8 protein-coding genes and 3 pseudogenes are annotated in these 14,426 nt (G+C 42.8%); 7 read left to right on the forward strand and 4 right to left on the reverse strand.

Annotated features, from left to right (window positions below):
* Positions 1-7: 7 nt before the first annotated feature.
* The 4 genes and pseudogenes from DXA05_RS02100 to DXA05_RS02115 form a co-directional block, all read right to left on the reverse strand.
* Positions 8-1,306, reverse strand: coding sequence for an O-antigen ligase family protein (locus DXA05_RS02100; RefSeq protein WP_004315911.1), 1,299 nt, complete (start codon positions 1,304-1,306; stop codon positions 8-10).
* A complete protein-coding gene (locus DXA05_RS02105; protein ID WP_074557179.1) occupies positions 1,296-3,521 on the reverse strand; it encodes a hypothetical protein in 2,226 nt (741 codons plus the stop codon). Before DXA05_RS02105 ends, DXA05_RS02100 begins: the two co-directional genes overlap by 11 nt.
* 11 nt (positions 3,522-3,532) lie before the next feature.
* Positions 3,533-4,278: pseudogene (locus DXA05_RS02110) on the reverse strand (TolC family protein).
* Positions 4,279-4,415: 137 nt separating this feature from the next.
* On the reverse strand, positions 4,416-5,687 hold the full coding sequence (locus tag DXA05_RS02115; protein ID WP_165861462.1) for a BamA/TamA family outer membrane protein: 1,272 nt from the start codon (positions 5,685-5,687) through the stop codon (positions 4,416-4,418).
* Positions 5,688-5,905: 218 nt separating this feature from the next.
* On the opposite strand from DXA05_RS02115, the gene DXA05_RS02125 reads away from it, so the two are divergent.
* The 7 genes and pseudogenes from DXA05_RS02125 (at position 5,906) to nqrF (ending at position 14,244) form a co-directional block, all read left to right on the forward strand.
* Complete coding sequence (locus tag DXA05_RS02125) at positions 5,906-7,300, forward strand: C1 family peptidase (RefSeq protein ID WP_049702944.1); 1,395 nt, start codon at positions 5,906-5,908, stop codon at positions 7,298-7,300.
* Positions 7,301-8,080: 780 nt separating this feature from the next.
* Positions 8,081-9,558: pseudogene (locus DXA05_RS02130) on the forward strand (Na(+)-translocating NADH-quinone reductase subunit A).
* A gap of 133 nt (positions 9,559-9,691) precedes the next feature.
* Positions 9,692-10,864: an NADH:ubiquinone reductase (Na(+)-transporting) subunit B gene (locus DXA05_RS02135; RefSeq protein WP_004311620.1), complete on the forward strand. Its 1,173-nt coding sequence runs from the start codon at positions 9,692-9,694 to the stop codon at positions 10,862-10,864.
* Between the two features lie 13 nt (positions 10,865-10,877).
* The gene (locus tag DXA05_RS02140) at positions 10,878-11,552 is read left to right on the forward strand and encodes a Na(+)-translocating NADH-quinone reductase subunit C (RefSeq protein ID WP_004315905.1); all 675 of its coding nucleotides are present in this window, start codon (positions 10,878-10,880) and stop codon (positions 11,550-11,552) included.
* A 21-nt stretch (positions 11,553-11,573) separates the two neighbouring features.
* Entirely contained in the window at positions 11,574-12,215 is a 642-nt protein-coding gene (locus DXA05_RS02145) for an NADH:ubiquinone reductase (Na(+)-transporting) subunit D (protein WP_004300389.1), read from the forward strand.
* 110 nt (positions 12,216-12,325) lie between these two features.
* A pseudogene (nqrE, locus tag DXA05_RS02150) lies at positions 12,326-12,951 on the forward strand (NADH:ubiquinone reductase (Na(+)-transporting) subunit E).
* Between the two features lie 18 nt (positions 12,952-12,969).
* On the forward strand, positions 12,970-14,244 hold the full coding sequence (gene nqrF, locus DXA05_RS02155) for an NADH:ubiquinone reductase (Na(+)-transporting) subunit F (protein WP_008022130.1): 1,275 nt from the start codon (positions 12,970-12,972) through the stop codon (positions 14,242-14,244).
* The last annotated feature ends 182 nt before the right edge of the window (positions 14,245-14,426 follow it).

The following is a 14,426-nucleotide window of genomic DNA, read 5'->3' on the forward strand; positions in this document are numbered from 1 at the left end:
TTGTTCGTCAGTTTTTTTGAGTGGCTACTAGTTCTTTTTCTTTCTCTTCTTCACTGATGCGCTTGTCTATATGAGGAGCGGCAAAACAGAGTGCGAATCCTATATATACAGTCAATGGATTGGGATACTGCATTACGTCGTTGACATAGGCCGCTATGAAATAACCGGCATCCATACAAAGCCAGGCTGCCACTAATCCGCGCAAGCTCTTATTGCGTACTTTAAACATCAGTAGCCATGAGCACCAAGCGAATAGAATGCCATGTATACCCAGATAAAGAATGAGTCCGACAATTCCTGTTTCTACCCATACGCCGACTAACCATGAATCCGGAGGATAGGGCATTTGCTCTTTCGGTTCGAAATTTCCGGTTGAAAGCCCAACACCATATCCGATAGGCTTCTTTGCCATCAATTCTTTCATTCGCATCCTGTTTTCGACACGTACGAGGTATGAAGCATCTTCGGTAGGATGGAAAGAGGAACGCATTTTGTGAATGTATTGGTTTCCGCTCCCGATGTTGGTATAATAGAAAAATGCGAAAATGCTGATAGATATGAATATACCTCCCAGTAATGCTTTCCAATTCTTTGCTATGACGGTTATCATCAGCATGCCACCCATAAGAACGCCCATGGCAGAGCGTGTTCCGGAGATTCCCATTCCATAAATGCCGCAAAAAGCAATAAAAAGGAAGTAGATGCGTTTCCATCTGGAGTCAACAAAGAATGAGGCAATGGCAAAGGTCACAGTAGACATGGCAGCATGAACACCATAATTGGCTGCATCAGAGAAACAAGAGAAATAGCGAATGCCTGACCAGATAATGTGAGTACGTGCACCTCCCACTACGTGTAAGAAATAAAGATCTTTAGAACTGAATCCATGATTCTTCTGCCAATAACCTTTTAGGGTGAATATCAAAACAAATATTGACCATATAATTAATAATAGTTCAATATCTTTTTTGGTACGTATTACGATCGGAACGACGAATGCACAGATCAAGGGGGTGAGAGCGTATGGAGTGAGGTTAATATTCCAGGCTGCCATAACATTGTTTGGATTCAGTATTTCCAGTATATAAAACAATAACCAGACAATGAAGAAATAGGTCATTATATTTTGTCCGGGTTTCCAGTTAGTGCGCTCGTCATTGCCGAGTTGTATCAGACAGATCGTAGTAAACAATAAGATAAGCACCATTGAGAATAATCCTATCTTGATGTTTACGAACATACTTGCTGCGATTAGCGCGAACTGTGCGGCAAGCAGGAGGTGGAAAGCGGTTACTTTATTCGTCATCGTCCTCGTCTGCTGCTTCTTTGGCTTTTCTTCTGAGATTGAATATGATTTTTTCTGTTAATGATAACTGACTGAGACGATAGCCGATTCTACGCAGTAATGTATGGGGTGGAAGTTGTCCGGTAAAGTCTTCTACTGCGTCACGGTTCGCATTTGTGAGGCATATACGGAATGGGACATCCGTCTTACCCAGTTGCTGCGTAAGTTGTTCGCAAAGCTGTTTATCAATAGTTTTCCAGCCACGGTCTGCCGAAGCTACTAGAATATTGGCGTTGGCATCATGTAACAGAGCACTCGGAATATTGCTGGTCGATAATGGCGGATAAGCAACTATCAGCACATCTTCTCCTTGCAAAGTGTAAAAGTCTGTAATACTCTTGGCTAGCAGAAATTGGGTCGAGTCTGTATTAAAATCTACTCCATAGGTGATAAACCTGGCATTTAACATCCGGCTTTGCATATATCCACAGATTAAATTTCCCAATTCTTCTTCTCCGGAATTGTCACTGGTGCTGAAAAGGTTGATGATGAATACGCCGGGAGACTTGCGCTTAGTCAGGAAGCGAAGTAGCGAATTGCTCAATTCTTTTACGGAAAGCTGAACATAAGTCTTGGTCAGACCTCCATAGCGAGAGGGGCTTGTATTGGGAATAGCGCCTATTACCTTAAACCCGGTGACTCGCCTGGTACGGCTGGCATCTCGTAAAGTTCTGTCAAGCATTTCGACTAGTAACAACAAAGCGACTATGATGAGAAAACTGACTGCACAGGCAGCTATAACAATCTGTTTCCGATTGGTTGAGTTGGACGAAATCGGATAAGTCGGCTCGTTGAGTACTTTCAAAGTGGCAGAAGTCATTTCTAGATTTTTCTTTCTCAGTAAGGCTTCATTATAACTTTGAAGTACAGTGAGGTAGTTGCGTTCGGTGAAATTTATCATGCGCTCTTTTTGCTTGATGGTAGTACCTACCGGTGCGAAAAAAACATATCGGTCATTCAATTCACTGCGTGCATTCTGTACAATCTGTAATTCAGCTTTGGCTTTCTCGTATAGTAGCGTTTGTTCCAGCCATTGGTCGATGATATTGGTTCTCGAAGCGCCCTCTTTGGTATATTTATGGCCGATATAGGAGGATGTTAAGTCATTTAATTCTTGTTTGATTTCAGAGAGCCGTTTCTTTTCATTTATCAAGGTCTGATCGTCTGTTTTTGAGGAAACAGTCATCGCTTCAGCCTCCGATATTCTGCCGGTAATGCTGGAAGCTTCTCTCAGTTTGTCTACAAATTCCATGTTCTTGAGCACCTGTTTTGCATTACTGTCCATATGCTTTTCTAGTTCTTCAAGCATGGATTTGCTACTATTAAAAGCAAAAAGTGCGTCTTGCTCTCTCAGCTCGTATTCTTTACTGATGGCGGCTATTTCTTTGGTCTCGTCAATGTAGTTGATAATGCGTTTTTCTACATTATACTTTGTTAGGTCTTCTTCTTCTAAGTTTAGTTTCTTTCCGATGCGCTTCAACTCTTCTTCAAAGTATTTGATTACTTTGTCCGTCTCTCCATAACGAATGCGACGATATTCTTCTACAAATTCGTCCATTAAGATACTCACTGTATTGTAGACGATGCCTGGATCACCGGATGAATAGCTGATATCCAACAAATCACTGGTCAATCGACGCTGTACTTTGATGTTTTTCAGGGCATTATAGCTATAAAAAGGGTGATTGTAGTAAAATAATCCATAGATATAGTTATCTCTATGTGGACGCATATATTTTTCCAGATTAGCTACTGTCTTATCTTCACTCGACTTGTCGATTAGTTTTAGAATTTCAGCTCCATTCGGACTATTTTTCAAGTGATTGTAGGTATAGTTATAGCTGGAAGCGGTAATACCGTTATTTTCTTTATCCGGGTTACCCTGAATAAGAATTCGCGCAAATAATCGTAGACATACTCTCTTCAACGTACTTTCGGCCTGCATGATGCTGATCAAATTGTCCATTGAGTTTTGTACTGTTGCCCAGTCTGTGCGTTTGTCACTTTCTAGATTATAACCTGAAGCTACCCCTGTGTATAATGTGGCTTTTACATCATATCCTCCTTGCATATGTCGTGTGTAGTAAATAACCAGCAATGTGAAGAAAGTGGTTCCTAGCAATATCAGCCAGCGATGACGAAATAGGGCTCGTATGATAGAAATGATATAGTTCATATCTTAATCTTTTATTTTCGTATGATGGGAGTGCGTGAAATAACTTCGAGTATCATTAAACTCTTTGTTAATTCGAACTTGCTATTCTCATATGCCTCACGGGCTTGAGATTGCCTTTCCTTATCTGTAGATAAATCGGTAGACTCAATAGTACCATTGGCAAAGTTCTTTTCAGAAATTTCGTATTGCACATTAGCTAGCACCAAACTTTCACTCCTCATTTGAAGAACTTTCATCTGCGAAATTGCCATTGTGTACATTTCAATAATACTTTTTTTGATTTCGTCATACTTCATTTCTCGTTCTAGTTCCGCACTCCGCAGTGTGAGTCTTTGCCGACTGACACGTCCTTTGAGGTCGAATAAATCGTTCAATGGAATACTTAGACCTGCACCTACTGTGTAACCATTTTGCGCTTGAGTGGAGTAGGTAAGATATGGGCGACTGCCACGTCCGTATAGGTGGACTCATTACCGAACATTCCGTATTGATAGCTCCCCCGTAAACTGAAGAAACCTAGAAATGACCATTTCTCTTTTTGGAGTAATTTGCGCTCAATTCTCGCCTTTACGTCCGCCATCTCATAAATGGGGCTGTTCTTGGCATTTTCGAATAAAACTGATAGTGGGGGGAGAACTATTTTACTATAATCTTCTTCACTTAGTTGAGAATAGTCAGACACTTCTTGTGCAACTACACGGGTGGTAGAGATGAACAGAAGTAATAACCCCGAAAAAAAATATATAAATTGCTTCATAAAAAAATCCTATTATTTGCTCTTGCTGTGTTATAGCTTGCGCAAATATAAGGATTAATTTCATTTATGTGCAGTCTTTTATTATCTATTTTACAATCTTTCTTGTAAATTGTGCACAATTTGTCGCGTAAATGGCGTCAAAAGGCTTCTGTCATGTTGAAGTAGAACAAATTCTGCTTGTTCACCATGTCTCTGCCGAAATCAAGGCGTACATTCATACGGGGTTGAACTTCGATACGTAATCCCAATCCGAGGTTGGGAAGCACACCTTCTATCTTGCCCGGAGTGGGTCCCATGAAACCGCATCCTCCCCAGGCTACATATCCTATATGACTTAACATCTTTTTTATCCAAGTGCTTTTGTCCGTATTTATCATCTGGCGGTATTCGGCCATCATGACATGCGAGGACTTGTCGCGAAACTGTCCCATGTAGTAACCGCGAAGATCGAAGGGGGTTCCACTAAGTACATATTTTGTTAGGGGTACATCTCCGAATGCGTTTTTGCTTTGCACTGTCCAGGCTATCACCTTGCGGCGGCCTACTGTTTTGTATTGGCGGTAATCTATTTCCAATCGGTAAAAGTTATTATCACTGCCGAACGTTTTATTGTACATCATTCCCCGGAAGTCAAGGTAAGTTCCGTTATAAGCATTGGCGGGAATATCACGTGTGTCATACGTCAATAGGAAGCCGAGTCCCGAACTGAAATTTTTGTATCCGTGCTCCGTACCTCCTGCCGCAATGTACGAGGGCTCATTAACCATCCCGGCAGCCGGTTTAGTTATCTTGTCATAGTTCAAATCGACTTGAGGGCCTGCAAAGAAATTACTTTCTCCCAGACGGAACAAGAACCAGGGGTTTACTTGAATGCCGCTATAACGGTACTCGCTGGTATCTTCTCCACGTTCATAATCTTTATTAGTGGAATATCCGATGCCATAAAAATTCTCGATTGTATTTTTATAAGAGAAGGTTCCGAAGATACGGAAACGGTCGCCTTTAAAGAAGAGTTGTGGTTTCGTCATCAGATTCAAGCCGCCCTTGAATATCAAGGCGATGGCCATTGGCACTACTGAACGCCGTTGAGTGGTATCACTCGGATTCATCCGAAACGTCATCAGTGCGCTACCGCCTACTAACAAACCGAAGTCCGGCGTATAACTGGGACCACCTAATATGTTATAGTGCAAATTCCGATTTGCCACGCGCTGGCGACGCAACTCGCGCTTGGAAAGGGCAGGAATGGTGTCTGATGGGGTGCCTTCAATTTCTGTAGGAGTAGTATCACTGATAGAAGTTGTAGACATTTGCAGTTCATCGCTTTTTACTGCCGTACTATCAGCCGTAGCTGACATCATATTGATGGATGGAAGCATCATCAATATTCCTATTATATATTTCTTCATATTTCTCTCTGAGGAATTCGACTGCAAAGAAAACTATTTTATTCCGATTAGTTTTGATGTTCTTAGATAATAAATCTAAAAAAGAATCGTATTTTTGCGGAATAAGATGTTTCTCGATATGCTGATAAATAAAACTGCATGATTTACCCCCATACACCAAAACAATATTTGTTAGCATATTATGATCCGTCAGCCTATTAATTAATTATTTATATCAAATGAATAAACAGATTTTATCAATTTTTGTTTTATGTGCTTTTTCTTATTCTACACAAGCGCAAGAACTGAAAGGTGGCATCAGCGACTCCATGATGCAACAAATCAAGCAGAGTTATGCAAACACTCCCACCGACAAGGCTATCCGCAACGCCATCGGCAACAACGACATCCGTAAACTGGCTCTCAACCAGGATAATCTGAAAGGCATGGATACGCATTTTTCTATCAAAGTGTCTTCTAAAGGTATCACCGACCAAAAATCTTCTGGTCGTTGCTGGCTTTTTACAGGTTTGAATGTGATGCGTGCCAAAGCGATCGCCAAGCATAACCTCGGTTCCTTCGAATTCTCGCAAACTTATCCTTTCTTCTTCGACCAACTGGAGAAAGCCAACCTCTTTCTACAAGGTATTATCGACACCAGCAGTAAGCCGATGGATGATAAAATGGTGGAATGGCTCTTCCGTAATCCTTTGAGTGACGGTGGAACATTCACCGGTGTAGCCGATATTGTCAGTAAATACGGGCTTGTTCCCAAAGATGTGATGCCGGAAACCAACAGTAGTGAAAATACCTCCCGTATGGCAGGTCTGATCGCCCTGAAACTTCGTGAACAGGGGCTTCAACTCCGTGATCTTGCCGCGCAAGGTGTCAAGCCTGCTGCCCTTGAGAAAACAAAAACAGAGATGTTGAGCACCATCTACCGCATGTTAGTGTTGAATCTCGGTGTTCCTCCTACTGAATTTACCTGGACTGAATATAACGCTAAGGGTGAGCCTGTGTCTACCGAAACTTACACTCCGCTTTCTTTCCTGAAAAAGTATGGTGACGAAAAACTGATTGATAATTATGTCATGTTAATGAACGATCCGAGTCGTGAATATTATAAGTGTTATGAGATAGATTACGACCGCCACCGTTACGACGGCAAAAACTGGACTTATGTCAATCTTCCCATCGAGGATATCAAAGAAATGGCTATTTCTTCTCTCAAGGATAGCACGATGATGTATTTTTCTTGCGATGTAGGTAAGTTTCTAAACTCTGACCGTGGTCTGCTGGATGTCAAAAACTACGACTACGAATCTCTTATGGGTACTTCTTTTGGCATGAACAAGAAGCAACGTATCCAAAGTTTTGCTAGTGGCTCCAGTCACGCCATGACTCTTATGGCTGTCGATCTTGACAAAAATGGAAAACCGACGAAATGGATGGTTGAAAATAGTTGGGGACCCGCCGCCGGTTATCAGGGTTATCTCATTATGACAGATGATTGGTTTAACGAATATATGTTCCGCCTAGTAGTAGAAACGAAATATGCATCGAAAAAAGCTCTCGAGGTGTTGAAACAGAAGCCTATCCGACTTCCTGCTTGGGATCCTATGTTTGCTGAATAGTTCTTTTTCTTTCGTCTTGATACGAGAAAAGAAAAGAACAAAGAAAGAATCAAGGCTGCGTTTTTCCGGCTACTCCGGTGCTTCCTCCGGCTAAAGGGCAGAAACTCGCTACGCTCAAACAGTCTGCCCTTCTTAACGCCGAAGGAAACACCTGCGCTTGACGCCGGAAAAACGAGGCCGGGGAACCCGTGCGGCGTGGCGGCCTTTGGTATACGGAGGATTGCATTGTTTTAAAGGACGGATAGCATGGAAAACTTTGCTAAATAAAAGGTTTTAGTTCTGCAGTGTGGAAGGATTCATAGCATACAAAACTTCGCTAAATAAGAGGTTTTGCAGCATGAAGAACTTTCAGCATAAAAAGCACATTATCTAAAGAACTTTACATATTACAAATGCTACTAATAAAAATGCTTTGTTATATAAAAGCCGTAGACGTTATACGACTAAATATAGCAAAGCTGAATAATATATAATAGAGATATAGAATACGAGATAATAGAGATAGTAGAGATAGAAAAATAGAAAGATACAGAGAGTTCCTTCCTAATACCCCTCACGAACATCATACAGCGAACCAGCCGGCGGCTTTCTCCGGCCTACTTTTTTCTCCGTCAGGCGAGCGCCCGTAACGTAGCGTTAAGAAGGGCAGACTGTTTGAGCGTAGCGAGTTTCTGCCCTTTAGCGAAGTGAAGGAAGCGAGTAGGAGAAAAAAGTCAGCCTTGAATTTTTCTTTGCTTCTTTCTTTTGTTTCAAGACAAAAGAAAGATGATTACGAGAAAGATGATTTACGTGTACGAACACGAAAGGAATTACGGAAATATATCCGTAATTCCTTTCTTTTTCCTCCCGAATCCCAATCTTATTTATTACTTTTGCGGCAAATTTATGAAACCATTATTTTATATAGCATGGCAAATGTAATAAAGTTACGTAAAGGCCTTGACATAAACCTGAAAGGAAAAGCTGCTGAAACGTACGCAACAGTAAAAGAACCGGGATTCTACGCACTTGTACCCGATGACTTTCCTGGAGTGACGCCTAAGGTAGTTGTGAAAGAGCAGGAATATGTAATGGCTGGTGGACCCTTGTTTATCGACAAGTATCATCCTGAAGTGAAATTTGTTTCGCCGGTGAGCGGCGTGGTGACGAGTGTAGAACGTGGTGCTCGTCGTAAGGTATTGAACATCGTAGTAGAAGCTGCTGCAGAGCAGGACTATGAAGATTTTGGGAAAAAGAATGTTGCTTCGATGGATGCTGAAGCTGTGAAATCCGCTCTGTTAGAAGCCGGACTTTTCGCGTTTATCAAACAGCGTCCTTATGACATCATTGCAGATCCGACGGTAACCCCGAAAGGAATCTTCATCTCCGCATTCGATACCAATCCATTGGCTCCGGATTTCGAGTTCGCCCTCAAAGGCGAAGAAGCAAACTTCCAGACAGGGCTTGATGCTCTTGCCAAACTGGCAAAAACCTACCTGAACATCAGTGTGAAACAGAACGCTGCTGCACTGACACAGGCTAAGAACGTTACAATCACCGCATTCGACGGACCGAACCCTGCAGGTAATGTAGGCGTTCAGATCAACCACCTCGACCCCGTATCCAAGGGCGAAACGGTATGGACTATTGATCCGCAAGCCGTAATCTTCATCGGTCGCCTCTTCAATACAGGCCATGTAGATTTCACCCGTACAGTAGCTGTGACAGGTTCCGAAGTGTTGAAACCTGCATACTGCAAACTACAGGTAGGTGCATTGCTCACCAACGTGTTTGCCGACAATGTAACAAAAGACAAAGATTTACGCTACATCAGCGGTAACGTGCTGACAGGAAAGCAAGTATCTCCGAACGGATTCTTGGGCGCATTCCATAGCCAATTGACTGTTATCCCCGAAGGTGACGACATTCACGAAATGCTTGGATGGATCATGCCGCGTTTCAACCAGTTCAGTGCCAATCGTTCTTATTTCAGCTGGTTGATGGGTAAGAAGGAATATACGTTGGATGCCCGTATCAAAGGTGGCGAACGTCACATGATTATGTCGGGTGAATACGATAAGGTATTCCCAATGGACATTCTGCCCGAATATCTGATTAAAGCAATTATCGCCGGTGACATCGACCGTATGGAAGCACTCGGCATCTACGAAGTAGCTCCCGAAGACTTCGCCCTTTGCGAATTCGTCTGCTCTTCAAAGATGGAACTGCAACGCATCGTTCGTGCCGGACTCGATATGCTCCGTTCAGAAATGGCGTAATCGAATAAGAGATTAAATAATAAAAATTAAAATAAGCGATAGTTGAAATCTTGCGAAACGGCTCTCTGTGGATACAGCATAAACCCAGTACAGCCAATTTTCAACTCTCAACTTTCAATTTTCAATTAAATAAATGAAAGCGTTAAGAAATTATCTCGATAAGATAAAGCCGAACTTTGAGGAGGGCGGCAAATTCCACGCATTCCAGTCGGTGTTTGACGGCTTCGAAACATTCCTGTTCGTGCCTAGCAAGACTGCGAAAACGGGAACGCACATACATGACGCAATCGATAGCAAGCGCATCATGTCGATTGTGGTTATTTCGTTAATACCGGCTTTGCTGTTCGGTATGTACAACGTAGGTTACCAGCATTTCACTCATACAGGTGCTACTGGCAGCTTCATCGAAATGTTTATCTACGGATTCCTGGCAGTACTGCCTAAAATAATCGTATCATACGTAGTAGGTCTTGGCATTGAGTTCGTCGTAGCTCAATGGAAGAAAGAAGAAATCCAGGAAGGATTCCTTGTTTCCGGTATCCTGATCCCGATGATCGTTCCGGTAGACTGTCCGCTGTGGATTCTTGCCGTAGCTACTGCATTCTCTGTTATCTTCGCAAAAGAAGTATTCGGTGGTACAGGTATGAACGTATTCAACGTTGCGTTGATTACTCGTGCATTCCTGTTCTTCGCATACCCGACCAAGATGTCCGGTGATGCTGTTTGGGTGTCAGGAGACAGCATCTTCGGTTTAGGACAAAGCGTAGACGGACTCACCGTTGCCACTCCACTGGGACAGGCTGCTACAACAGGTAGTGTTCCTGCGTTCAACATGGATATGATTACAGGTCTGATTCCGGGTTCTATTGGTGAAACCAGCGTAATCGCTATCCTGATTGGTGCCGTTATCCTGCTTTGGACAGGTGTTGCAAGCTGGAAGACAATGATTTCCGTATTCGTAGGTGGCGCATTCATGGCATGGGTATTCAACTCAATCGGCATGGAAAACAACACAATGGCTCAAATGCCTTGGTACGAACACCTCGTTCTCGGCGGTTTCTGCTTCGGTGCTGTATTTATGGCTACTGACCCTGTGACTTCCGCACGTACAGAAAGAGGTAAATATATCTTTGGATTCCTGATCGGTGTGATGGCTATCGTTATCCGCGTACTGAATCCGGGTTATCCGGAAGGTATGATGCTTGCCATCCTGCTGATGAACATCTTCGCTCCGCTGATTGACTACTGTGTAGTACAAAGCAATATCAGCCGTCGCGAGAAACGCACTATCAAGTCTAACCAATAAATACCGAAAGAAAATGAATACGAATAGTAATAGTTATACTATCATTTATGCTTCGGTAATGGTTATTATCGTAGCATTCCTGCTGGCATTCGTTAGTTCTTCACTGAAATCTACACAAGACAAGAATGTGCAGTTGGACACTAAGAAACAAATCCTCGCTGCATTGAACATTAAGAATGTGGAAGATGCGGATGCTGAATATCAGAAATATGTGAAAGGGGATATGCTGATGAACGTAGACGGTACGCTGACCGAAAATACGGGCGAATTTGCTACCAACTACGAGAAAGAAGCAAAAGAACAACAACGTCTGCACGTGTTTGTATGCGAAGTGGACGGTCAGACTAAATATGTAGTTCCTGTTTACGGTGCCGGTCTTTGGGGCGCTATCTGGGGATATGTTGCACTGAACGAAGATAAAGATACCGTTTACGGTACTTACTTCTCACACGCTAGTGAAACTCCGGGGCTGGGTGCTGAAATTGCAACCGACCATTTCCAAAATGAATTTGTAGGTAAGAAGACTTTGGAAAATGGAGCTATCACTTTGGGAGTCGTAAAAAATGGCAAGGTAGAGAAACCTGATTACCAAGTGGATGGTATCTCCGGTGGTACAATCACTTCAGTAGGTGTAGATGCCATGTTGAAGTCTTGCCTGAATAGTTACTTGAGTTTTTTAACTAAATAATAAGGAGGAGAAAGATAGAATATGGGACAACTGTTTTCAAAGAAAAATAAAGAAGTATTCTCTGCTCCGCTGGGAATTGATAATCCGGTAACCGTACAGGTGCTCGGTATCTGTTCTGCACTTGCTGTTACTGCAAAGCTGGAGCCTGCCATCGTGATGGGACTTTCAGTAACGGTGATTACTGCATTTGCCAACGTTGTTATTTCACTGTTGCGTAAGACGATTCCTAACCGCATCCGCATCATCGTTCAGTTGGTTGTGGTAGCTGCTTTGGTAACTATCGTAAGTGAAATCCTGAAAGCGTTTGCTTACGACGTAAGCGTACAGCTCTCTGTTTATGTAGGTTTGATTATCACCAACTGTATCTTGATGGGACGTCTGGAAGCATTTGCCATGCAGAACGGTCCTTGGGAGTCTTTCTTGGATGGTGTAGGTAATGGTTTAGGCTATGCCAAGATTCTGATTATCGTTGCTTTCTTCCGCGAACTGTTTGGCTCGGGAACATTGCTTGGTTTCAATATCCTGAATTATGAACCGATTCAAAATATCGGATACGTAAACAACGGCTTGATGTTGATGCCGCCGATGGCATTGATTATCGTAGCATGCATTATCTGGTATCAACGTGCACGTCATAAAGAATTGCAAGAACAAAGTAATTAATTATTTCTGATTTCTGAATTATGATTTATGTCTAGCTTTATAGTCATAGTCGCATGATAAGTCTGCTGAATCATAAATTATAAATCATAAATCATAAATCAAAAAGAATTATGGAACATTTATTAAGTTTATTCGTCCGCTCTATCTTTGTGGACAACATGATATTCGCATTCTTCTTGGGTATGTGTTCATACTTGGCTGTTTCGAAGAATGTGAAGACTGCCGTAGGACTGGGTATCGCCGTGACTTTCGTGTTGCTGGTGACGCTTCCGGTCAACTACCTGTTGCAAACTAAGGTGCTGGCTGCCAATGCTATCATTGAGGTGTCGACCTTAGCTTCTTGAGTTTTATTCTTTTCATTGCCGTAATTGCCGGTATCGTGCAATTGGTGGAGATGGTGGTAGAACGCTTCACTCCGTCACTGTACGCTTCGCTGGGTATCTTCCTGCCGTTGATTGCTGTTAACTGTGCGATCATGGGTGCCTCTCTGTTTATGCAACAACGTATCAATCTGGGTCCGAGTGATCCGAAATACATTGGTGATATTTGGGATGCCCTTTCTTATGCATTAGGCTCTGGTATCGGTTGGTTGCTGGCTATCGTAGGTCTGGCTGCTATCCGCGAGAAAATGGCTTACTCTGACGTACCTGCTCCATTGAAGGGCTTGGGTATCACATTTATCACAGTAGGTCTGATGGCAATCGCATTTATGTGTTTCTCTGGTTTGAACATCTAAAAAGAAAGGAATAAGACAATGGATATGAATTTAATATTAGCGAGCATTGGGGTATTCCTTGTGGTTATTCTGTTGCTTGTTGTAATCTTGTTGGTTGCCAAGAATTTCCTGGTGCCATCAGGAAACGTAAAACTGACAATCAACGGCGAAAAGGAGTTGGAAGTGGCTTCCGGTTCTACTTTGTTGAATACGCTGTCTGTAAATGGGATATTCCTGTCATCTGCTTGTGGTGGTAAGGGATCTTGCGGACAGTGCAAATGTCAAGTACTCGAAGGAGGCGGCGAAATCCTGCCTTCTGAGGTTCCTCACTTCAGTCGCAAACAGCAGCAAGACCACTGGCGTTTGGGCTGTCAGGTGAAAGTGAAAGGCGATATGTCAATCAAGATTGACGAATCTGTACTTGGCGTGAAAGAGTGGGAGTGCGAAGTAATCTCCAACAAGAACGTGGCTACATTTATCAAAGAGTTCATCGTTGCTCTGCCTAAAGGCGAACACATGGACTTTATCCCGGGTTCTTACGCACAGATTAAGATTCCTAAATTCTCAATGGACTATGACAAGGACATTGATAAGAGCTTGATTGGTGACGAATATTTGCCTGCATGGGAGAAATTCGGTTTGCTGGGGCTGAAGTGTAAGAACGACGAGGAAACAATCCGTGCTTACTCTATGGCCAATTATCCTGCCGAAGGTGATCGTATCATGTTGACAGTACGTATCGCTACTCCGCCGTTCAAACCGAAAGAACAAGGTCCTGGATTTATGGACGTAATGCCGGGTATCGCTTCTTCTTATATCTTTACCCTGAAACCGGGTGACAAGGTAATAATGAGCGGTCCTTACGGAGACTTCCACCCAATCTTCGATTCTAAGAAGGAAATGATGTGGATTGGTGGTGGTGCCGGTATGGCTCCGTTGCGTGCGCAAATCATGCACTTGACCAAGACATTGCATACTACTGACCGTAAGATGTCTTACTTCTACGGTGCCCGTGCGTTGAACGAAGTGTTCTATCTGGAAGATTTCTTGCAAATCGAAAAGGACTTCCCGAATTTCACTTTCCATTTGGCTCTCGACCGTCCGGACCCTGCTGCTGATGCTGCAGGCGTGAAGTACACTCCGGGATTCGTTCACAACGTAATTTACGAAACTTACCTGAAGAATCACGAAGCTCCTGAAGATATTGAATACTACATGTGTGGTCCTGGTCCGATGTCGAAAGCTGTTGAGAAGATGCTCGACGATCTTGGCGTTCCGGCACAGAACCTGATGTTCGACAACTTCGGAGGATAATTCGCAGAAGAGAACAAACCGGTCGGAAAAATGACCGGAAAGGTTACATAAACACAGAGCGGGAAATCTGAAAAGCAGTAATGCTTCTTCGATTTCCCGCTTTTTTTTACTATTATCTCATAATGTCTTTCCGTTATGGTTTGTATCTATTTTATGTCTGTTTTAAAGATAGTTCTCCTTTT

It is taken from the genome of Bacteroides sp. AM54-2NS, assembly GCF_003602935.1.
GTDB lineage: Bacteria > Bacteroidota > Bacteroidia > Bacteroidales > Bacteroidaceae > Bacteroides > Bacteroides xylanisolvens.